Below are 23,055 nucleotides of genomic sequence, written 5' to 3'. Positions count from 1 at the left end.
AGAGCGACTTCAGGAAGCGGACCAGCCGCAGTTGCCGCACTCGCCCGTCGCGGAGATCTCGATGAAGCAGTTCGGGCACATGGCGCGCACGCGCTCGGGGACGACGGGCTTCGCGACGCGACGCTGCGTGGCCGGACGCGGAGACGACGACTTCGCGCGCGCGGTCGGCGCGGCCGCCGCCGGCTGCGGCACGATCGCCGCCGCGGGCACGTGGTACGCGCAGTAGAAGCGGACGTAGCCGTCGTGGTTCTTCGGGTGCCGGTGCTTGTACGCCCACAGCTCGGTGCGCTCCAGCAGCTCGGAGTCGGGGCCGCACGTGAAGCAGCGCGTCGCCTCGCCCGGGACCACGTCCGCGAGGAGCACAGGGTTCTCGAAGGGGACCGAGTCCCGCCAATCCGCCGACGCGACGATCTTCATGGTCCTGCCTCCCAGCTGCGCGGACCCGAACAGCCCGACATTCCAAGGTAAGCGACGCAGGCGCCATCCGGGAATCGAGCGGGTGTCGGGCGGCTGAACTCGGCCGGTCGTGCCTGGCTGGGCGATGCCGCCCGACCCGACGTCGGCGGGGGAGCCTAGGCTGGCGCGGGTGAGCACTGACGTCCGCCTCGGCGCCGACGGCCGCGCGCGCTGCGCGTGGGTCGGCGACGACTCCGAATACGCCCGCTACCACGACGAGGAGTGGGGCGTGCCGCTGCACGGCGACCGTGCGCTCTTCGAGAAGATGAGCCTCGAGGGGTTCCAGGCAGGGCTGTCGTGGATCACGATCCTCCGCAAGCGCCCGCGGTTCCGCGAGGTGTTCGCGGGGTTCGCGCCCGAGTCGGTCGCGGCGTTCGGCGACGACGACATCGCACGATTGATGATGGATGCCGGCATCGTCCGCAATCGCGCCAAGATCGAGGCCACGATCTCCAACGCGCGGCTGGTGCTCGGCCTCGAGCCCGGTGAGCTCGATGCGTTCATGTGGTCCTTCGCGCCGGTGGCCCATCGGCGACCGGCGACCTTTGCCGAAGTCCCCGCGATCACCCCCGAGGCCCAGGCGATGAGCAAGGCCTTGCGCAAACGCGGCTTCCGCTTCGTCGGCCCGACCACGATGTACGCGCTCATGCAGTCCGCCGGCATGGTGGACGACCACGTCGACGGGTGCTGGCGCGTCGGCTGACGCCCGAGGAACAACGAGCGCACCCCATGCGTTCGAATGGATCGTGGATTACGGACACCCGCTCGAATTCGGCGCCTTCATCACCCCCTCCGCCGCGAGCCCTGAGGCGCCGGTGCTGCTGTCGCAGGTGGCCGAGGCATCCGGTCTCGATCTCGTCACCTTCCAGGACCACCCGTACCAGCCCGCGTTCCTCGACACGTGGACGCTCATGTCGTTCGTCGCCGCGCGCACCGAGACCATCCGCATCGCGCCCAACGTGCTGAACGTGCCGCTGCGCCCGCCCGCCGTCGTGGCGCGGGCCGCCGCGAGCATCGACCTGCTGTCGGGCGGGCGGTTCGACCTCGGCCTCGGCGCCGGCGGCTTCTGGGACGCGATCGAGGCGATGGGCGGCACGCGGCTCACGCCGGGTCAGGCTGTGACGGCGCTGGGTGAGGCGATCGATCTCATCCGCGAGCTGTGGCGCACCGACGAGCGCCGGGGCGTGTTCACGGGCGGGAAGTTCCACGCGGTTCACGGCGCGAAGCGCGGGCCGAGGCCGGCGCACGACATCCCGATCCACATCGGCGCGTACAAGCCGCGCATGCTCGCGCTCACCGGGCGCAAGGGCGACGGATGGCTGCCGTCGCTCGGCTACATGCAGCCGGGCGACCTCGCCAAGGGCAACGCCGCGATCGACGAGGCCGCCCAGTCGGCCGGCCGCGACCCGCGCGAGATCCGGCGCCTGCTCAACATCGGGCAGCTCGCCGCCGATCCGCAGGAGTTCGCCGAGCGCCTGGCCCGCCTCGCTCTCGACGACGGCATCGGCACGTTCATCATCGCGGCCGACGACCCGAACCTGCTCCAGCGCTTCGGCGAGGACGTCGCCCCCGCCGTGCGCGAGCTCGTGACCGCCGAACGCGGCACCCGAGGGGTCGACGCCGCGCCGGTGCGGTCGGCGGCGGCGCTCGCCGCCCGCCGTGACGGCATCGCGTACGACGATGTGCCGGCAGGCCTCCGCGCGATCGAGCCCGGAGACTTCGGCTACGGCGACGTGCGCGCCACCTATATGCGCGGCGGACGCCCCGGCCTGGTGCTGCAGCCCTCGTCGCCCGAGCAGGTCGCAGAGGCGCTCGCGTTCGGGCGGCGGCATCCCGAGCTCCCGCTCGCCGTGCGCAGCGGCGGCCACGGCATCAGCGGCCGGTCGACGAACGACGGCGGCATCGTGATCGACCTGCGGCGTCTCGACGAGATCGAGGTGCTCGACGCCGGTCGCCGGCTGGTGCGCATCGGCCCCGGCGCGCGCTGGGCGCAGGTCGCCGCGGCGCTGGGCGAGCACGGCTGGGCGCTGACGTCGGGCGACTACGGCGGCGTGGGGGTCGGCGGCCTCGCGACGGCGGGCGGCATCGGCCTGCTCGCTCGCGAGCACGGCCTCACCATCGACCATCTGCGTGCCGCCGAGGTGGTGCTCGCCGACGGCTCGATCGTGCGGACGGATGCCTCGGCCCACCCCGATCTCTTCTGGGCGATCCGCGGCGCCGGCGCCAACGTCGGCATCGTCACGGCCTTCGAGTTCGAGGCCCAGGAGGTCGGCCAGGTGGGCTACGCGCAGCTCGCGTTCCAGGTGGACGACGTCGCGGACTTCCTCGAGGGCTACGGCCGCATCGTCGAGTCGTCGCCGCGCGACCTCACGATGTTCCTGCTCACCGGCGGGCCCCGCCCCGGCCAGCCGCAGGTCGTCCAGTTGTACGGCGTCGTCGATTCCGACGACCCCGACACGATCATCGCCCGCCTGCAGCCGTTCGCCGAGCTCGCGCCGCTCGTGCAGCAGTCCGTGCAGCTCACGACGTACCCGCAGATCATGGCGAACGCCGACCTCGGCCCGCAGCACGGCGCGGGCGAGCCGCACTCGCGGTCGGGCCTCATCGAGCACGTCACGCCCGCCTTCGCTGCGGCGGCGGAAGGGATGCTGCGCTCCGGCGCCGTCCCGTTCTTCCAGCTGCGCGCGGTCGGCGGGGCGGTGGCCGACGTCGCCGAGGACGCGACCGCGTACGCGCACCGGTCGGCGAACTTCTCGGTCGTCGCGCTCGGATCCCACCCCGACCGGCTCGACGCCCAGTGGCGCATGCTCGCGGACCACGTCGACGGCATGTACCTGAGCTTCGACTCGTCCGAGCGCCCGGAGCGGATCGCCGAGGCGTTCCCGCCTGCGACGCTTGCCCGGCTGCGCCGCGTGAAGGCGACCTACGACCCGACGTGCGTCTTCCGCGACAACTTCGCGATCGAGCCCGCAGACTCCGACGCCGCCTGAGGCGCAGCATCCGTCCCCCTCCCGCGGGTTTGGGGCGCATTCCTTCCGTTGGGGCGCAGATTCTCCGCCCCAACGGAGTAAGTGCGCCCCAAACCCCCGAGGTGGTCCGGATCGAGCAGGATTCAGGAAGCGGGGTGTCCGGGTTGACCGGCATACTCGTCGGCATGGCATCCGAGTCCCACATCGCTGATTCGCACGAAGTCATCCGCGTCGTCGGCGCCCGCGAGAACAACCTCAAGGACGTGTCGGTCGACATCCCGAAGCGGCGGCTCACCGTCTTCACTGGGGTGAGCGGGTCGGGCAAGTCGTCGCTGGTGTTCGGGACGATCGCCAACGAGTCGCAGCGCCTCATCAACGAGACGTACCCGACGTTCGTGCAGCAGTTCATGGGGCAGCTGAGCCGCCCCGAGGTCGACGCGCTCGAGAACGTGAGCCCCGCGATCATCGTCGATCAGGAGCGCATGGGCTCGAACGCGCGGTCCACGGTGGGCACCGCGACCGACGCGCACGCGATGCTGCGGCTGCTGTTCAGCCGCATCGGCGTGCCCCACGTCGGCTCGCCCCAGGCGTTCTCGTTCAACATCCCGTCGGTCTCGGGCGCCGGCGCCGTGACGTTCGAGAAGGGCGGCAAGAAGGTCAAGGAGCGCCGCTCGTTCGAGATCACCGGCGGCATGTGCCCACGCTGCGAGGGACTCGGCGAGGTGAGCGACGTCGACCTCGACGAGCTCTACGACAAGACCAAATCGCTGAAGGACGGCGCCATCCAGGTCCCCGGCTACAACCCCGACGGCTGGATGGTGAAGGCCTTCACCGAGTCCGGCTTCGTGGACCCCGCCAAGCCCATCCAGGACTACACCGAGCAGGAACGTGCGGACTTCCTCTACAAGGAGCCGACCAAGGTCAAGATCGCCGGCATCAACATGACCTACGAGGGTCTCGTGCCGAAGATCACGAAGTCGATGCTCCAGAAGGACCGCGAGGCGCTGCAGCCCCACATCCGCGCGTTCGTCGACCGCGCTGTGAAGTTCCTGCCCTGCCCCGACTGCGGCGGCACACGTCTCAACGAAGGCGCACGGTCCTCGAAGATCAACGGGACGAGCATCGCGGATGCCGCGGCCATGCAGATCACGGACCTCGCGGTGTGGCTCGATACGGTGGACGACCCCTCCGTCGCGCCGCTCATGGTGGGCCTGCGCCAGACGATCGCGTCGTTCATCGACATCGGACTCGGCTACCTGTCGCTGGACCGCGCCTCGGGCACGCTCTCGGGCGGTGAGGCGCAGCGCACAAAGATGATCCGGCACCTGGGTTCGGCGCTGACGGACATCAGCTACGTCTTCGACGAGCCCACGGCGGGCCTGCATCCCCACGACATCCAGCGGATGAACCGGTTGCTGAAGCTGCTGCGCGACAAGGGCAACACCGTGCTGGTCGTCGAGCACAAGCCCGAGGTCATCGAGATCGCCGACCACATCGTCGACCTGGGCCCCGGCGCCGGCCGTGCGGGCGGCGAGGTGCAGTACGAGGGGGATGTCGAGGGTCTGCGCACGTCCGGCACCATCACCGGCCGTCATCTCGGCGACCGCGCGCGCCTCAAGGACTCGACGCGGGTCGCGAAGGGCGCGCTCGAGATCCGCGGAGCCACTCAGCACAACCTCAAGGAGGTCGACGTCGACGTGCCGCTCGGCATCCTCACCGTCGTGACCGGCGTCGCGGGTTCGGGGAAGTCGTCGCTCATCCACGGCAACGTGCCCGGCTTCGACGACGTCGTGGTCGTCGACCAGTCGCCCATCAAGGGCAACCGTCGGTCGAGCCCGGCGACGTACACCGGCATCCTCGACACGATCCGCTCCGCGTTCGCGAAGGCCAACGGTGTGAAGCCCGCCCTCTTCAGCGCCAACTCCGAGGGCGCCTGCCCCGCGTGCCGCGGCCTCGGCGTGATCATCACGAACCTCGGGTTCACGCAGACGGTCGAGACCCTCTGCGAGCTCTGCGAGGGATCGGGCTTCAGCGATGAGGTGCTCGAGTACACCCTCGACGGCAAGAACATCGCCGAGGTGCTCGCGATGTCGGCGGCCGAGGCATCCGTCTTCTTCTCCAAAGGTCCCGCGCACACGACCCTGATGCGCATGATCGACGTCGGCCTCGGCTACATCACGCTCGGCCAGGCGCTCAACACCCTCTCGGGCGGTGAGCGTCAGCGCCTCAAGCTCGCGATCTCGATGGCGAAGAAGGGCGCGATCTACGTGCTCGACGAGCCCACCACGGGGCTACACCTGGCCGATGTCGAGAACATGCTCGGGATGCTGGATCGCCTGGTCGAAGCCGGCAACAGCGTGATCGTGATCGAGCACCACCAGGCCGTGATGGCGCACGCAGACTGGATCATCGACATCGGTCCGGGCGCCGGTCACGACGGCGGCTCCATCGTGTTCGAAGGCACGCCCGCCGACCTCGTCGCGGGTGCAGAGACGCTGACGGCCCAGCATCTGCGGGAGTACGTCGGCGCGTGACCGAAGCCCGCGGGCGGGGATGGGTGTTTGTCCCCATCGATCATGTCTGATCAGGTGGAATACGATCTCCGCAGTTGACACTCCCTGTCTCGTCACACCCCGTGCCGCGGGTTAGGCTGGGGTGTTCCCCCAGGTCTTCTGTGAGCTCGCGACGCCCCTCGCCGGGGTCCCACGCCACGACAAGACGCACGATGCCCCGGAGGAGGCCGACGTCCCATGAGCTCATTCGCCTGGCTTCGCGCGCGCCCGCGCGCCCTCGCGTCGGCGGGCGCGGTGACTGCTGCCGCGGTCACGATCACGACGCTCGCGTTCGTCTATCAGGGCGTGCCCACCACTGAGGTCGACCTCCACGACGGTGGTGTGTGGGTGACGAAGCAGTCGAGCCTGCTGGTCGGGCACTTCAACCACGAGTCGCAGGTGCTCGACGGCGCCTTGCGCACCACGAGCGACGACTACGACATCCTCCAGTCCGGCAGCACCGTGCTCCTCGTCGACGACTCGAGCTCCTCGGTGAGTGTGGTCGATCCCGCGATGGTCGCACTCTCGGGCGCGGCCGGCGTGCCCGCCGACGCCGACGTGGCGCTCGGCGGCGAGACGGTCGCGATCCTGGACCGCGCCTCCGGCGACCTGTGGGTGGTTCCGAGCGCAAGTGTCGGCTCGTTCCAGATCGAGGGCACCGACCCCACCGCCAGCCTCGGCAAGGGAGCGGATGTCGCGGTCGGCGTCGACGGCGTCGTCTACGCCGTCTCACCGAAGACCTCCGAGCTGGTGACGATCCGCATCGGCGCGGACGGCACCCCGGAGGAGCCGGCCCGGTCCGGACTCGACGACGTCGGCGACAGCGCGGAGCTCACGGTGACGGCGGTCGGCGACAAGCCCGCCGTGCTCGACACCGCCACCGGCACGGTGATCGTCGACGGCCGCGCCACCGAGATCGACGGCGGACGCAACGCCGTCCTGCAGCAGCCGTCGGCGGCATCCGATGCCGTCGCACTCTCCACGGCATCCGCGTTCGTGCGCGTGCCGTTCGACGGCTCGGAGCCGAAGTCCGTCAAGGCCGGTGCCGAGGGCGCGCCGGCGTCGCCGGTGTGGCTCGACGGCTGCGGCTACGCCGCGTGGACGGGGTCGGGACGATTCGTGCGCGACTGCGCCGGCGAGGCCGACGACCTCGCGGCCGACATCGACGGCATCGAGCCGACGTCGCTGCTGAAGTTCCGCGTCAACCGTGACGTGGTCGTACTCAACGACGTCGTCGGCGGTGCCACGTGGATGGCGGTCGACGAGCTGCAGCGCGTCGACAACTGGGATGAGATGACGCCTCCTGAGGGCGAGACCGAGGACGACGAGCAGACCACCGAGGAGACGACCGAGACGGTCCTCCCCGAGCGCTCCGACATCAACACCCCGCCCGACGCCAACGACGACGATCTGGGCGTGCGCCCGGGCCGCACCACGATCCTTCCCATCCTCGACAACGACAGCGATCCCGACGGCGACGTCCTGACGACGCGTGTGGTCGACGGCGGGCCGTCGGTCGGCGAGATCCAGTCGATCGACAACGGCCGGGCCCTGCAGATCGCCGTTCCCGAGGACGCCCAGGGCTCGACCTCGTTCACCTACGAGGTGTCCGACGGTCGCGGCGGCACCGACACCGCCCGGGTCTCGCTGGCGGTGCACGGCTGGGACGTCAATTCGCCGCCGAAGCAGAACCGCGTGACGACGGTTGCGGTCGAGGCCGGCGGCACCATCACGTACAACGTGCTGCCGGACTGGATCGACCCCGACGGGGACGACGTGTTCCTCGGCTCCGTCCAGCCGGCGGAGGGCGATGAGGCCGACTTCACGTCCGACGGCCGCATCACCTATCGAGCCGTCGGTGGCACGCAGGGCCGCAAGGACGTCGAGATCACCGTCTCGGACGGCTCCGACGTGACGGTCGGAACCGTGCGCTTCGATGTGCGGCCGGTCGGTTCCATCGACCCGGTCACGAACGCGGACTACATCGCCGTTCGCACCGGCCAGACGGCGACCGTCTCGCCGCTCGCCAACGACGTCGGGGCGGGGCGCGAGCCGCTGCGCCTGGCACGCGTCGACCCGGTATCCGGTGCCGACATCGTGCCCGACTACTCCAACAAGACCTTCACGTTCCGCTCCGCGACGCCCGGCACGTACTACGTCCAGTACATGGTGGCGGCGGGCGCTTCCGGCGTCCCCGGCATCGTGCGCGTCGACGTCATTCCCGAGGGCGAGACCGACCTGCCCCCGGTCGCCGTGCGCGACGTCGCGCTGCTGCCGAGCGGCGGCGAGGTGCTGGTCAACGTGCTCACCAACGACTCGGACCCCTCGGGTGGCATCCTCGTGGTGCAGTCTGTCACCGTCGAGCCCAACTCGGGCGTCGCGGTGGCCGTGCTGAACCACGAGACCCTCCGCATCAGCGACCAGGCGGCGCTGTCGGAGCAGGTGCGCATCTCGTACCGCATCTCCAACGGCTCGCAGTCGGCCGAGGGCGACGTCATCGTCATCCCCATCCCGGCCCCGGCGCAGCTGCGCCCGCCGGTCGCCAACGACGACCAGGTCGTCGTGCGCGCCGGCGACGTCGTGACGATCCCGGTCCTCGACAACGACTACCACCCGAACGGCGACACGATCCACGTCGCGCCGGAGCTCGTGCCGCCGCTCATCGAGCCCGAGGACGGCGAGATCTTCGTCTCGCAGGACACCGTGCGCTTCCGCGCGTCGGACGAGCCCGGGACCGTCTACGCGACCTACGAGGCCGTCGACAGCACCGGACAGAAGGACGCCGGCTACATCACCATCCAGGTGCTGCCGGTCAATGCCGACACGAACGCGGCGCCGCGGCCGCGCGACATCACGGCCCGCGTGCTGGCCGGCAGCCGCGTGAACATCGCGGTGCCGCTGGACGGCATCGACTCCGACGGTGACTCCGTCGAGCTCGTCGGGCTCGCCTCCTCGCCCGGAAAGGGGCGGATCACCGAGACCGGGGCCGACCACTTCGTCTACGAGGCGTTCGACGGCACCGCCGGCGTCGACACCTTCACCTACCGCGTGCGCGATCGTCTCGGCGCCGAGGCGACCGCGACCATCCGTGTCGGCGTCGCGCCCGCCGAGGGCGTGAACCAGGCGCCGTACGCCGTCAAGGACTCCGTGATCATGCGCCCCGGCCGCTCGGTCGCCGTCCCGGTGCTCGCGAACGACTCCGACCCCGACGGCGACGAGTTCGGCATCGTCAAGAACGGCCTGATCCTGCCCGACGTCTCGGGACTCAAGGCGAAGGTCGAGGGTAACCGCGTCGTCGTCACGTCGCCGTCGCAGCCCGTCGAGACGTCGCTGCAGTACACGATCCGCGACGCGCGCGGTGCCGAGGCGAAGGCCGTGCTGCAGATCACCGTCGCCGAGGACGTCCCCCTCCAGAAGCCGATCGCGCGCGACGATTACGTGCGTGCGGCCGATGTCGAGGACGGCGTCGTCGACATCGAGGTGCTCGCGAACGACGAGGACCCCGACGGCACGGTGGACGACCTCGAGCTGAAGGTCGCCGACACGAACTCGCGGGTCCTCGCGGACGGCAAGGTGCGGGTCACGCTCGGTGACGCGGGCCGGCTCGTGACCTACACGATCACGGATCGCGACGGCAACGAGGCATCCGCGTTCATCCATGTGCCGTCGCTGTCCTCGCTGCCTCCGACTCTCGTGTCGACGGAGCCGGTCGAGGTCAAGAGCGGCGAGACGGTCGAGCTGGCGCTCTCGAAGCACGTGCGTGCGGCGGGCGGCGGCAAGGTCGTCATCACCGAGGCCGCCAAGGTCACCGCCGCCCACAACGACGGCTCGTCGCTGATCAAGGACCAGACGACGCTCGTCTACACGTCGGCGCAGGGCTACTTCGGACCGGACGCCATCACGTTCGAGGTGACCGACGGCACCGGGCCCGACGACCCCGAGGGTCGGAAGGCCACGCTGACCATTCCGATCACCGTGCTGCCGCCTGAGAACCAGCAGCCGACGTTCGTGAACGGGCAGATGGATGTCGCGCCCGGCGAGGATCCGGCGACTCTGGACCTCGGCGGCCTGACCACGGACCCCGACCCCGAGGATGCGGGCCGCATCGAGTACCAGATCGTGGGCGGGTCGCCCCAGGGCATGACCGCGTCGATCGAGGACGACGAGCTGCGCGTCGGCGCGGCCGCGGACACGAAGAAGGGCACGGCGGGGACGATCCGTCTGCGCATCACCGACGGCACCACGGAGCCCATCGAGGGCACGGTGAACGTCCGGGTCATCGCATCGACGCGTGAGCTGCCCACCGCGAACGACGACATCGTCGAGGAGGCGCATCAGGGCAAGACCGTCACGGTGCCCGTGCTCGCCAACGATGTGAACCCGTTCCCCGATAAGCCGCTCAAGGTCACCACCGCGATCATGGAGACAGGGCAGGGCGATGTCACCGTCTCCGGCGACAAGGTCGACGTCACGCCCGACGCGAAGTTCTTCGGGACCATGGTCGTCCGCTACCGCGTGCAGGACGCCACCGGCGACCCGGATCGCGAGGTCGAAGGAAGGATCCGCCTCACTGTGCAGGGCAAGCCCGATGCGCCCGGCACCCCGGTGGTCTCGAGCGTGCAGGACCGCACGGTCGTGCTGTCGTGGACGCCGCCGGCGAACAACGGCGCCGAGATCGAGCGGTACCTCGTCTCGTCGACCGCCGGCAACTACGAGAAGGAATGCCTCGCGACCACGTGCACGCTCGACGGGCTGACCAACAACGTCGAGTACAACTTCACGGTCGTCGCCGAGAACCGTGTCGGTCCGTCCGACCCGTCAGCGCCGTCCGAGACGGCTCGTCCGGATGCGCGTCCTGACACCCCGGCCGCGCCGAGCCTCGTGTTCGGCGACCGGAGCCTCAACGTGTCGTGGGTGACGCCGACCACGCCGGGTTCGCCGGTGGAGAAGTACACCCTCGAGATCTCGCCCGCCCCGCCGTCGGGCATTTCGCAGAAGACCGACGTGGTCGGCAACTCGATCGTGTGGGACGGACTGCAGAACGGCGTCGCGTACCAGGTCCGCGTGCAGGCGCACAACCGTGCCCCTGAGCCTTCGAGCTGGAGCACGTGGTCGGTGAGCGAGATCCCGGCTCGGGCGCCCGATGCGCCCGCGGCGCCGACGACGGCGCGTCTTCAGCCGGTCGGTTCTCAGGCGCAGATGCAGGTGTCATGGAGCGCCCCCGCCGACAACGGCGACGCGATCTCGGGTTACCAGCTCGACGTCCTCCGCGGATCGGCGCTGGTGAACTCGATTCCGGTCTCCGCAGGACAGACCAGCCAGGCCGTCGTGGTCGATACGTCGACGACGGACTACACCTTCCGTGTTCGCGCGCAGAACAAGGCGGGATGGGGCCAGTTCAGTCCCAACTCGCCTCCGCAGCGCGCCTTCACGGCGCCCGGCGCCCCGACGAACGTCACGGCAAAGGAGGGCGACCGCTCCCTGACCGTCACCTACCAGCCGGGCCCGCTGAACGGCGCAAATCCCAGTGAGGTCGCTTACCAGGCGTCGGTGAACAACGGCAACTGGCAGGCACTGGCCGGAAACGGTGTCATCGGCGGGTTGGCCAACGGCACGGACTATTCGGTTCGCGTCCGCGCGGTATCCACTGTCAGCGGTGCGAGCGAGCCCGGCGCGGCCTCGGCGCCGTCGAACACCGTCCGGCCGTACGGTCCGGTGCGCAACCCCTCCGTCTCGGCCAGCGCCAACGGCACGAACATCACGTTCAGCTGGAGCCCGCCGAGCGAGAACGGGCGCAGGATCACGCAGGTGCAGATCCGCATCGACGGCGGCGGCTGGCAGAACGTGGCCAACAGCGGTTCGCGCACGAACAGCTACGGCTACAGCGAGCGCCACACCATCGAGGCGCGGGCGCAGGATGCCGAGGGCCAGTGGAGCGGCATCGCGTCGGACGCGACGACGACCATGGCCAAACCCCAGCCGTCGGCACAGACCGTCAAGGGCGCGTCGGGGAGCTGGAGCGACTGCAACTCGGCGTCGTGCGCCTACATGGCGGTCACGGTGAAGAACTTCCCCGCCGGCAACTACCGCCTGACCTGTCACGACAACGGCGGCTCGTGGGGCGGCGGCAGCACGACATGGGTTCCCGAGAACGGCACCGTCCGGGCCAACTGCTACTACGGCTACCCCGGTGGCCGCGCCTGGGTGACCATCGAGGGCTGGGGCAACGCCGACGCGATGAACTGGTACTGACCCGGCACAGCCGACGAACAAAGACACGCGACGAGAGAACGAGACGAACATGACGATGACCCCCGAACAGGCGGCCTGGTTCCAGGGCACCTTCGCGCGACTGGTCGACAACGTCGACCAGGCCCTCATGGGCAAGCGCGAGGTCGTGGCGCTGGTGCTCTCGGCGATGCTCGCCGAAGGCCACGTGCTGTTGGAGGATGCTCCGGGCACGGGCAAGACGAGCCTCGCCAAGGCTCTCGCGGCCACGGTGCAGGGCACGAGCAGCCGCATCCAGTTCACGCCCGACCTGCTGCCCTCCGACGTGACCGGCGTCACGATCTACGACCAGGCCTCGCACCGCTTCGAGTTCCACCGCGGTCCGGTGTTCGCGTCGATCGTGCTGGCCGACGAGATCAACCGCGCCTCGCCGAAGACCCAGTCGGCGCTGCTGGAGGTCATGGAGGAGTCGCGGATCACGGTCGACGGCGTCACTCACGACGTCGGCCGCCCGTTCCTCGTGATCGCGACGCAGAACCCCATCGAGCAGGCGGGCACCTACAAGCTGCCCGAGGCGCAGCTCGACCGCTTCCTCGTGAAGACCTCCATCGGCTACCCCGACCTCGCCGTGGCCGAGCGCATCCTCGCCGGCGCGGCCGACCGCAACCCGTCGGCGCACCTGCCCGCGATCATCACGACCGGCGCGGTCGCCGACATGGCCGACCTCGCCGGCACTGTGCACGTCGACCCGGCCGTGCTGCGCTACACCGCGCAGCTCGCCGAGGCCACGCGCAACGACCCGGCCACGCGGGTGGGGGTCTCGGTGCGCGGCTCGCTCGCGATGATCCGCGTCGCCAAGGTCTACGCGGCCGCACAGGGCCGCCACTTCGTGCTGCCCGACGACGTCAAGGCGCTCGTGGCGCCGGTGTGGACCCACCGCCTCGTGCTCGACCCCGAAGCGGAGTTCGCCGGCACCTCGGCCGAGACCGTCATCGGGCGCGTCCTCGAGTCGGTGGCCGCACCGCAGGCGAGGTCCGCGGCCTGATGACGACGGAAGCACTCGGGCAGTCGGCGGCCACGGAGGACCGCCGCGCCTGGTACGGGCAGCTGGTGCTCGGCGCGCTCCGGCGCGTCGGCGCGGTGCTCGGCCGCGTGTTCGGGGTCGTGCGCCCCGTCGCCTGGGTGCTCATCGCCGGTGCGCTCACCTTGTGGATCGCCGGCCAGTCGCTCGGCTGGTGGGAGCTCACCGTCGCGGCGATCTCGATCACCGTCGTGCTGGCGCTCTGCCTGCTGTTCCTCATCGGCCGCACGGCCTACGACGTGTCGCTCGACCTCAACCGCACGCGCGTCGTGGTGGGAGAGCGGGCCGTCGGTGCGCTGACGCTCGCCAACACCGGGTCGCGCGCGATCCTCCCCTCGCGTGTGCTGCTGCCGGTCGGGGGCGGCCGCGGCGTCTTCGACGTGAACCGGCTGGCCGCCGGCGAATCCGCCGAGGAGCTCTTCGCCATCCCGACGTCGCGACGCGCGGTCGTCAAGGTCGGCCCGGTGAGCGTCGTGCGCGGCGATCCGCTCGGCCTCTTCGAGCGCGTGCACCGCCGCGACGAGCCGGTCGACCTCTTCGTGCACCCGCGCACGGTGCTGTTCGACGGGCAGTCGCTCGGGTTCCTCCGCGACCTCGAGGGCCTTCCCGCCACCGACCTGTCGCCGGACGACGTCTCGTTCCACGCGCTGCGCGAGTACCAGCCCGGCGACGACCTCCGCCACGTGCACTGGAAGTCGACCGCGCGCACCGGCCACATGATGGTGCGCCAGTACGAGGAGACCCGACGCTCGCACTTCGTGATCGGCCTGTCGACGAGCCCCGGCGACTACCGCGACGACGACGAGTTCGAGCTCGCGATCTCGGCGGCGGGCTCCCTGGGCCTGCGCGCGCTGCGCGACTCGCAGCGCGTCGAGGTGCGGGTGCAGGAGCGCGCGCTGCCGGCCGGCACGGGCAAGCAGTTCCTCGACTCGCTCTCGGCGCTCGGGCATTCGAAGGCGAAGGCGGGCTCCGTCGTCGAGCTCGCCGGCGTCGTCGCCGCGACGCTGCCCCTCGCGAGCGTGGTCGTGCTGGTGTGTGGCAGCAAGGTCGATTCCAACGATCTGCGCACCGCATGCAGCCGCCTCCCGTTCGGTGCGCGCGTGCTCGCCGTGGTCGCGTCGCCCGGTGACACCGCGCCGTCGCTGCGGAGGATCGGCGACGCGGATGTCGTGACCCTCGGCGCGCTCGACCAGCTCCCGAACGCGCTGCGGAAGGTGCTCGCATGAGCGCGCCCGTCACGCCGCTTCCGACGCGCGCCGAGCCCGCCGCGCCCGCGCGGGCCGCAGCATCCCACCCGCGCGTTCCGCGCACGGACGCGCTCCCGACCCGGCGCTGGATCCTCGACCTCGGCGCCGTCGCCCTGCTGCTGCTCATCCCGATCGTCGGATTCGCGCCGACGTTCGACGGCGCGAGCTATCTCGTCGCCGCGCTCGGCGGACTCGTGCTCGGCATGGGGCTGGGCGTGCTCGGACGGCTGTTCCGCTGGGGCATCCTCCTCCTGACGGCAACTGCGATCGCGGTCTACTTCCTCTTCGGCGGGGCGCTGGCGCTGCCGCACACGACGGTCGCGGGCGTCATCCCCACCCTCGAGACGCTGCGCCAGCTCGCGCTCGGCGTGGTCATGTCGTGGAAGCAGCTCCTCACCACGATCGCTCCGGTGGCGACCGACGACGGCCACCTGATCGTGCCGTTCATCCTGTCGCTCGTCGCGGCGGTGCTGACGACGTCCCTCGCGCTGCGGCTGCGCAGCGCCGGCTGGGCGCTGATCCCTGCGGCCGCGTTCCTCGCCATCGAGATCGCGCTCGGCACGTCCGAGCCGTTCGTGCCCGTCGTGCAGGGCGTCGCGTTCGGGCTCGTCGGCGTGGTGTGGCTGGCGCTGCGCCAGGCGTGGCAGCCGCAGGCGGCCGCGATCCCGGTCGGCGAGGGGTCCGCGAAGTCGGGCGCCGGCGTGCGTCGCGTGCTGATGGGCGCCGCCGTCGTCGCGATCGCCGCCGTCGTCGGCGTCGCGACCAGCGGGTTCGCGGCACCGTCGTCACCGCGGTACGTGCTGCGCGACATCGTGATCCCGCCGTTCGACATCCGCGAGTTCGCGAGCCCGCTGCAGTCGTTCCGCGCCTATGTGCGCGACCACCCCGACGACCCCCTCTTCACGGTGAGCGGCCTGCCCGAGGGTGCCCGCATGCGACTGGCGACGATGGACGCGTACAACGGCACCGTGTACAACGTGTCGGACGACGGCAGCGGTTCGTCCAGTGCCTTCGCGCCCGCCCGCACCAACATGTCGGCCGACGCCGAGGGTACCCCCGCGACGGTGCACGTCGAGATCGGGGAGCTCGAGAGCGTGTGGATGCCGGATGCCGGTGCCGTCCGCAGCGTCACGTTCGACGGCGACCGCGCCGATGACCTGCGCCGCACCGCGCACTACAACGAGGCGACCGAGACCGGGGTCGTCACCGTCGGGCTCGAGAAGGGCGACGAGTACACGCTCGACGCCGTGATCCCCGAGGTGCCGAGCGACGAGGCGCTCGGCGACCAGAGCTTCGCGCCGCTGAGGATGCCGAAGCAGACCGGTGTGCCCGAGGCGCTCGCCGACATCGCATCGAAGACCGTCGCCGAGGCCGAGACGCCCGTCGAGCAGGTGCGCGCGCTGCAGCAGATGCTGTCGGAGGGCGGGTACTTCAGCCACGGTCTCGCCGGCCAGCCGCTCTCGCGCGCCGGCCACGGCGCGGAGCGCATCGCGACGCTGCTCGGCTCGGAGCAGATGGTCGGCGACGACGAGCAGTACGCGACGGCGATGGCCCTGCTCGCCGGCCAGGTCGGCATCCCGGCGCGCGTCGTGATGGGGTTCTACCCCGACGAGGACGCCGCCGGCGAGCCCGTCTACACCGCGACCGGCGAGACGCTCCACGCGTGGGTCGAGGTCGCGTTCGACGGCGCCGGATGGGTGCCGTTCGATCCGACGCCTCCCGAGGACCAGGTCCCGAGCGACCAGACGACCAAGCCCAAGGCCGACCCCAAGCCGCAGGTGCTGCAGCCGCCGCCCCCGCCCGCGGAGCCCGTCGACCTGCCGCCGACCGTCGCCGACGACCGCGGCTCGGAAGACGAGGACGCCTTCGACGCGGCCCTGCTGTGGACGATCGTGTCGATCGGTGCGGGCCTGCTGGGCCTCCTCGCGGTGCTGCTCGCGCCGTTCATCGTGATCGGAGCCCTCAAGGCCACGCGCCGCCGCAAGCGCCGTGACGCCGAGCGCGCGTCCGACCGCATCAGCGGCGGGTGGGACGAGCTCGTGGATCGCGCCTCGGACTTCGGGGCCCCGGTGCGCCCCGGTGCGACCCGCCAGGAGGACGCCGGCGTGCTCACCGCCGCGTTCGCCGAGCCCCGGGTCGCGACCCTGGCCTCCCGCGCCGACCTCGAGGTGTTCGGTCCGACCGAGCCGTCGCCCGACGACATCGCGGCGTTCTGGACACAGGTCGACGAGATCGTCGGGGGCATGGGGAAGGGGCGCTCGATGTGGCAGCGTCTCGGCGCGAGGCTCAGCATCCGTACACTCCTCGAAGGCACGCGATTCGCCCTGCCTGCACGCCCGGCACGGGCCCCGCGCACGGCGCCGACAGCGACGCCGGACGCTGTCGCCGCCGCGCAGCCCGACGCGTCGGACGCCGTTTCGGCACGGACGTCGACCCGGCGCTCGCGCCGCGGCAGCAAGACCCGGAGCTCGCCCGAGCGCTCCGCCCACCCCCCACAGGAGAACGAATGACCGTGAGCCCGCCAGGCGCCGCCCCCGCGGCGACCATCGGACGCCGTGTGGGGGCGTTCGCGATCGACATCGGCGTCGCCTGGGTGATCGGCGCCGTGCTGGTCGGCATCGTCGTGGGCATCATCTTCGGAGTGGGCCCGGCTGGGGACCGCGAGGGCCTGGCGGTCATGATCCTGCTCGGCTACGCCGGCATCGGACTTCTGATGTTCGTCTGGTGGCTCGTCTACTCGGCGATGCAGGGCAGCGGCGGCGGGTCGATCGGGCAGCGGATCCTCGGTCTGCGCCTGCACGACGCCTCTTCGGCCGCCCCGATCGGATTCTGGCGCGCGATCCTGCGCAACCTCGTGTTCGGCCTCGCCGCGTCGATCGTGGTCGGCTACTTCACGCCCCTCTTCGACGCGAGCGGCCGCCGCCAGGGCTGGCACGACATGGCATCGCGCGCTGTGGTCGTCGACATCCGGAAGGCGGATGCCGCGCCTTCGGCCCCTACCGCCGTAGCCATGGTGAACCCGTACCTGCCGCATCCGACGGGCACTGCACCGCTGCCGCCCGTGCCGTCGCTGCAGCCGGCGGCCCCGGTGCCCGCACCGGGATTCACGGCCGCCCCCGTGGTGGCCCCGCCCGCGACGCGGCCCGCCCCGCCGGTGCCGATGGGTGTGATCGCCGACGTCCCGTGGATCACGCACGAGCCCCTCGGCACGCGCGCGCCCGAGCCCTTCCCCAGCGTGACGATGCCGTTCCCGGCCGCGACGACGACCGAGCCGCTCGGTGCCATCGCCCCCACGACCGCCGCCGCCATCGCGCCTGCCGCAGCACCCGTGTTCGCCGCATCCCTGGTCCCGGCGTCCGTGGAAGAGGATGTCGAGTCCACGCGCATCGTCGTGCCGCCGCCCGCCCAGCGGGCCGCGCTGTACGACGGCGCGCCGGTGCTCGCGGTGCTGACGTGGGATGACGGCACGCGGATGGCCGTGTACGGGCGCACCCTCTACGGCCGCAACCCCGCGAGCGAGGACGGCGCGGTCGCGATCCCCGTGCGCGACGAGACGCTGTCGCTGTCGAAGACGCACTTCGAGGTCGGCGGCGACACCGCCGGCGCGTGGATCGCCGACCGCCACTCGACCAACGGCACGACGCTCGTCCGCGACGGCGGACGGATTCCGCTCACGCCGGGTGTCCGCACGAATCTGCGCGACGGCGACACACTCGAGTTCGGCGACCGGCGCGTGACGGTGGGGCTCGCGTGATGACCGGGACCACGCCGCCCATCGCGGTCGCGTTCGGAGCGTCGACGGATGCGGGCCTGCGCCGCCGCATCAACGAGGACTCGTACCTCGCGGTGGCGCCGCTCTTCCTCGTGGCCGACGGCATGGGCGGTCACAATGCCGGCGAGATCGCCAGCGCGACGGTGATCCAGGAGTTCTCGGGCCTCACCGGTCGCGAGAGCCTGACCATCGACGACGTGCAGGCCGCCGTCGCCGGCGCGCGCCGTCGCGTCGCGGCGCTGCCGGCCGGCGCCGGTGCGGGTGCCGGCACGACGCTCGCGGGCGTGGTCATCGCCGATGTCGACGGCGAGGGCTACTGGCTCGCGATCAACCTGGGCGATTCGCGCACCTACCGCCTCAGCGAGGGCCACTTCGAGCAGGTGAGCGTCGACCACTCGGTCGTGCAGGAGCTCGTCGACAGCGGACAGCTCGCCGCCGACGCCGCACAGCGCGATTCCCGCCGCAACGTGATCACGCGCGCGATCGGCGCGGGCAGCGACGCCGAGCCCGACTACTGGCTCATCCCGGCCGAGGACGGCGACCGCATCCTGGTCTGCTCCGACGGACTATCGGGCGAGCTCGAGCAGGACGCGATCCACGGCATCCTCCTCGCCGAGGCCGACCCGCAGGCGGCCGCGACGCGGCTCGTGCACGAGGCGATGGTGCGCGGCGGCCGCGACAACATCACGGCGATCGTCGTGGACGCCCTCGCGGTGCGCACGCGCACGAGCCGCGCGTGCGAGCGCGACACGGTGCCGGTGAACGCCACCGACACCACCGACGACGCCGACATCGACGGCGACACGCTGCCCCGCGCGGTGTTCGCGGGAGGATTCTGATGCCCACGCTCTACGCTCCGGGACCCACACCGGTCGCCGTCACGCCGCGCGGATTCGCCGTGCTCGAGCCTGGCGCCTCGGCGGCGCTGCTCACCCGCATCCGGTCGGTGCTCGCCGACGGCCGTGGCCTGGGCGGCGTCCTCGAGGCGCTCACCGGCGCGTACGGTGCCTCGCTCACTGCGATCCCCGCGTTCGCGGTGGCACTCGCAGACGACGAGGGGGTCCGCGTCGCCGTGCGCGGCGACTTCGCGTTCGACATCGACGGCGCCGCGTCCGAGCGCGTGTCGGGCGCCGGCGTCACGACGTGGACCGAGCGCGTCATCCCGGGTGCGATGCGCGTCGCGCTCGCGACGCCGGGGTCCGACGCCCCGGCCGAGTTCGAGATCACCGACGGCATCGTGCTGGCGAGCCGGATCGAATGGGATGCCGCACCCGTGGGTTCGGTCTCGCCTGCCGGTGGCGCTCCCGCCGGGGCTGCTCCCGCCGGGGCTGCTCCCGCCGGGGCTGCTCCCGCCGGGGCTGCTCCCGTCGGGGCTGCTCCCGCCGGGGCTGCTCCCGCCGGGGCCGCTCCCGCCGGGGCTGCTCCCGCCGGGCCCGCTCCCGTCGGGGCTGCTCCCGGTGCTCGCCGGCATCCGGTGCCCGCCGGTCCGAACCCCTCCTTCCTTGCCGAAACACGGGTCGGTGACGGCGACACACCGGAAACGGATGCCTCGGCCCGGCGTGTCGGGCAACCGGCCCGTGTTTCGGCATCGCCGATGACGCCGGGTACCTCGCCGATGACGCCGGGGGAGCCGGGTGAGTCGGGGGAGCCGGGGGAGCCGGGGGCGCTCATCGACTCGAGCGCGGTCCCATCGGCCACCGACGGCGAAACGCTGCTTCCCCTGGACTCCGCCCTCGCCCCGCCTGTCGGGGCCTCCGCCATCACGACCTCGGCCGCCGAAGCGGACGTCGCCGCGACCACCGGCTTCGACGACCTCTGGGGGGCGACGGTGATCCGCTCTGCCGACGGCGACCGCACGGCCGAGGGCGAGGACGAAGACCGCGCTTCCGCCGAGGCTCCTGCGCCCGCCGGTGACCACGACGGCGCGACGATCTCACTGGCCCAGGCCCGTGCGCTGCGTGAAGCGGCGGGCGGCGCCGGGGGCGCAGCATCCGGTTTCCCCATCGATTCGACCCCCGCGCCGCTTGCGCCGCCGCGCCCGCCCGCCCCGGGACGCATCCGGGTGTCGACGGGGCAGGTGCTGTCACTCGACCGCACCGTCGTGATCGGCCGGCGTCCGCGCTCGACGCGCGTGAGCGGCACCGACCTGCCGCACCTGGTGGCCGTCGACAGTCCGCAGCAGGACATCTCGCGCAGTCACGTCGAACTGCGGGTCGAGGGCGAGAGCATCGTCGCGACCGACCTGCGCACCACGAACGGCACGACGCTGCTGCGCCAGGGCGCCGACCCCGTGCGGCTGCACCCCGGGGAGAGCACGGTCGTGATCCCGGGCGATGTGCTGGACCTCGGCGACGGCATCACCGTCGCGATCGAGGGGCTGTCGTGAGCGCCAAGCGCGCGCCCATGGCGCCGCCGGATCTTCCCGGCTTCACCTACGTCGACCTGCTCGGCTCGGGCGGCTTCGCCGACGTGTTCCTGTACGAGCAGCAGCTGCCCAAACGTCGGGTCGCGGTCAAGGTGCTGCTCACGGACCGCATGTCGAGCGGCTCGGTCGAGGAGTTCACCGCCGAGGCGAATGTCATGGCGATGCTGTCGACACACCCGGCGATCGTCACGATCTACCAGGCCGGGGCCGCGAAGGACGGCCGCCCGTACCTCGTGATGGAGTACTGCCCGCGGCCGAACCTGCAGGTGCGATACCGGCGCGAGCCCTTCTCGATCGCGGAGTCGCTGCGCGTCGGCGTGCAGGTGGCGGCCGCCGTCGAGACGGCGCACCGCGCAGGCGTGCTGCACCGCGACATCAAGCCCGCGAACATCCTCGTCACCGAGTACAACCGCCCGGCGCTCACCGACTTCGGCATCGCATCGACCACGAACGCGGCCGCCGAGTCGGCGGGCCTGTCGATCCCGTGGTCGCCGCCGGAGTCGTTCGCCGACGTGCCCCGCAGCGACCCGCGCTCCGATGTGTACGCGCTGGGGGCGACCGTCTACACGCTTCTGGCCGGGCGCTCGCCCTTCGAGCTGCCGGGTCAGCGCAACGGCGCGGCCGAGCTCATCCACCGCATCGAGACGCTGCCGCTTCCCGCTCTCGGTCGCGCGGACGTGCCGGTGTCGTTGCAGCGCGTCCTCGAGCGTGCGATGGCGAAGGTGCCCGCCGACCGCTACGAGAGCGCGCTCGCCCTCGCCCGTGCGCTGCAGACGGTGCAGATCGAGCTGTCGCACTCGGTCACCCCGATCGACATCCTCGACGACCACGTTCCGGAGGACATCGAGGAGGACGAGGACGACGGTCTCACCCGCGTCCGCGGCGTCGTCAGCATCAACCCCGAGACGACCCCCGCGGCGGGCATGACCCGCCCGTCGGCGGTCACGGCACCGAGCGCCGCCGCTGTCGCGCCGCGGTTCGACCCGGCCCCCGTCGAGACCGAGACGGTCGCTCGCCGCGCACCCGCACCCCCGTCGGCGTACGAGCAGACGGTGCGGCGCGATCAGGTCGGTCTGCCGGTGTCGCTCGACGAGACGATCGTGCGCGCTCCCGCCTTCGACGCGGCCCCTCCCCAGCAGGAGGAGGATGCTGCGCCCCCGCGTCGCCGCCGGACGGGACTCTGGATCGGGCTCGGCGCCGCCGCGCTCGTGATCGTCGCGGTCATCGTCGGTGTGTCGCTGCCGGGCATCCTGTCGGGCACGGCCCAGGAGCAGCCGAAGCCGAGCGAGTCGTCGAAGCCGCAGGATGTGGTTGCGTCCACCGTGCCGGCCGTCACCGACGTCGTCGGTGCGCCGGTCGACGGCGGCGTGACGTTCACGTGGACGAACCCCGACCCCGAGGACGGAGACTTCTACATCGTCGAGGCCGTCTCGCTCACCGACAGCACGGGCGAGGCCGAGCCGGTCGAGGTTCCCGAGATCACCGTGCCGGCTGCGGCGACAGGGCAGACCTGTGTGGACGTCACGCTGGTGCGCGCCAACGGTCAGCAGCAGACCGACCCGACGCGGGGGTGCACGCCGTGACAGCCGCAGAGGTCGACGAGCTCAGGGTCGAGTTCGCGGGCGAGGAGTTCTCCGTCGATCCCGGCACGGTGTTCACGGTGGGCCGCGAGGGCGACCTCGCGATCGACGACAACCTGTTCCTGCACCGCAACTTCCTCACGATCCAGAACGTCGAAGGGCTCTGGCTGCTCTCGAACGTCGGCTCACGCCTGTCGGCGACGGTCACCGACTCGGGCGGGCGGGTGCAGGCCTGGCTCGCACCGGGTGCACGGCTGCCGCTCGTCTTCGCCGCGACATCCGTCATCTTCAGTGCCGGCCCGACGACGTACGAGCTCACCATCCACGCCGCCGAGCCGACCTTCCGCGACACGCAGCAGCCCGCCGACGACGACGGCCTCTCGACGATCGGCGAGGTGCCGCTGACCCACAGTCAGCGCGTCATGATCCTCGCGCTCGCCGAACCCGTGCTGCGGCGCGACGGCACCGGCATGAGCGAACTGCCGACGTCGGCGCAGGCCGCCGAACGGCTCGGCTGGACGCTCACGCGCTTCAACCGCAAGCTCGACAACGTGTGCGACAAGCTCGATCGCGCCGGGGTGCCCGGCATGCGCGGCGGGGTGCGCTCGTACGCCACGAACCGCCGCGTGCGACTCGTCGAGCACGCGATCGCGGCACGCCTCGTCACGCGCGACGACCTCCCCCTCCTGGATGTCGAGCACGAGAGCTCGCTGCGCGGTGAGGCTGAAGCGGACGAAGCCTGATC

General features: G+C 71.5%; 13 protein-coding genes. 12 read left to right on the top strand and 1 reads right to left on the bottom strand.

The genetic code is table 11. The features are described 5' to 3' along the window. Positions 1 to 9: 9 nt before the first annotated feature. Positions 10 to 417 (bottom strand): glucose-6-phosphate dehydrogenase, encoded by a 408-nt coding sequence (locus Q9R33_RS07255; RefSeq protein WP_311293307.1) that lies wholly within the window; start codon positions 415 to 417, stop codon positions 10 to 12. A gap of 124 nt (positions 418 to 541) precedes the next feature. Between Q9R33_RS07255 and Q9R33_RS07250 the strand changes: the two genes are divergently transcribed. The 12 genes from Q9R33_RS07250 (at position 542) to Q9R33_RS07195 (ending at position 23,053) form a co-directional block, all read left to right on the top strand. Next, positions 542 to 1,159 carry a DNA-3-methyladenine glycosylase I gene (locus tag Q9R33_RS07250; RefSeq protein WP_396654073.1) on the top strand — a complete coding sequence of 206 codons (618 nt, stop codon included), beginning with the start codon at positions 542 to 544 and terminating at the stop codon, positions 1,157 to 1,159. Positions 1,160 to 1,199: 40 nt separating this feature from the next. Then, positions 1,200 to 3,446, top strand: coding sequence for an LLM class flavin-dependent oxidoreductase (locus Q9R33_RS07245; protein ID WP_311293581.1), 2,247 nt, complete (start codon positions 1,200 to 1,202; stop codon positions 3,444 to 3,446). Between the two features lie 164 nt (positions 3,447 to 3,610). Beyond that, positions 3,611 to 5,959: an excinuclease ABC subunit UvrA gene (locus Q9R33_RS07240; protein WP_311293306.1), complete on the top strand. Its 2,349-nt coding sequence runs from the start codon at positions 3,611 to 3,613 to the stop codon at positions 5,957 to 5,959. Between the two features lie 216 nt (positions 5,960 to 6,175). Further along, on the top strand, positions 6,176 to 12,229 hold the full coding sequence (locus tag Q9R33_RS07235; RefSeq protein WP_311293305.1) for an Ig-like domain-containing protein: 6,054 nt from the start codon (positions 6,176 to 6,178) through the stop codon (positions 12,227 to 12,229). A gap of 49 nt (positions 12,230 to 12,278) precedes the next feature. Further along, positions 12,279 to 13,250: a MoxR family ATPase gene (locus Q9R33_RS07230; RefSeq protein WP_311293304.1), complete on the top strand. Its 972-nt coding sequence runs from the start codon at positions 12,279 to 12,281 to the stop codon at positions 13,248 to 13,250. Then, positions 13,250 to 14,512: a DUF58 domain-containing protein gene (locus Q9R33_RS07225; RefSeq protein WP_311293303.1), complete on the top strand. Its 1,263-nt coding sequence runs from the start codon at positions 13,250 to 13,252 to the stop codon at positions 14,510 to 14,512. The genes Q9R33_RS07230 and Q9R33_RS07225 overlap by 1 nt, the downstream gene beginning before the upstream one ends. After that, complete coding sequence (locus tag Q9R33_RS07220) at positions 14,509 to 17,043, top strand: transglutaminaseTgpA domain-containing protein (RefSeq protein WP_311293302.1); 2,535 nt, start codon at positions 14,509 to 14,511, stop codon at positions 17,041 to 17,043. The genes Q9R33_RS07225 and Q9R33_RS07220 overlap by 4 nt, the downstream gene beginning before the upstream one ends. Continuing rightward, the gene (locus Q9R33_RS07215) at positions 17,040 to 18,287 is read left to right on the top strand and encodes an RDD family protein (RefSeq protein ID WP_311293301.1); all 1,248 of its coding nucleotides are present in this window, start codon (positions 17,040 to 17,042) and stop codon (positions 18,285 to 18,287) included. The genes Q9R33_RS07220 and Q9R33_RS07215 overlap by 4 nt, the downstream gene beginning before the upstream one ends. Further along, complete coding sequence (locus Q9R33_RS07210; RefSeq protein ID WP_311293300.1) at positions 18,287 to 19,144, top strand: protein phosphatase 2C domain-containing protein; 858 nt, start codon at positions 18,287 to 18,289, stop codon at positions 19,142 to 19,144. The genes Q9R33_RS07215 and Q9R33_RS07210 overlap by 1 nt, the downstream gene beginning before the upstream one ends. Beyond that, positions 19,144 to 20,691: an FHA domain-containing protein gene (locus Q9R33_RS07205; RefSeq protein WP_311293299.1), complete on the top strand. Its 1,548-nt coding sequence runs from the start codon at positions 19,144 to 19,146 to the stop codon at positions 20,689 to 20,691. The genes Q9R33_RS07210 and Q9R33_RS07205 overlap by 1 nt, the downstream gene beginning before the upstream one ends. After that, the gene (locus Q9R33_RS07200; RefSeq protein ID WP_311293298.1) at positions 20,688 to 22,313 is read left to right on the top strand and encodes a serine/threonine-protein kinase; all 1,626 of its coding nucleotides are present in this window, start codon (positions 20,688 to 20,690) and stop codon (positions 22,311 to 22,313) included. Before Q9R33_RS07205 ends, Q9R33_RS07200 begins: the two co-directional genes overlap by 4 nt. Beyond that, entirely contained in the window at positions 22,301 to 23,053 is a 753-nt protein-coding gene (locus Q9R33_RS07195; protein ID WP_396654072.1) for a hypothetical protein, read from the top strand. The genes Q9R33_RS07200 and Q9R33_RS07195 overlap by 13 nt, the downstream gene beginning before the upstream one ends. Positions 23,054 to 23,055 lie beyond the last annotated feature (2 nt).

The organism is Microbacterium sp. PRC9 (assembly GCF_031844125.1).
In the GTDB taxonomy this organism is placed as follows: domain Bacteria; phylum Actinomycetota; class Actinomycetes; order Actinomycetales; family Microbacteriaceae; genus Microbacterium.
Note: the sequence above shows the minus strand (reverse complement) of the source record. Positions and strands in the feature narration are given on the sequence as shown.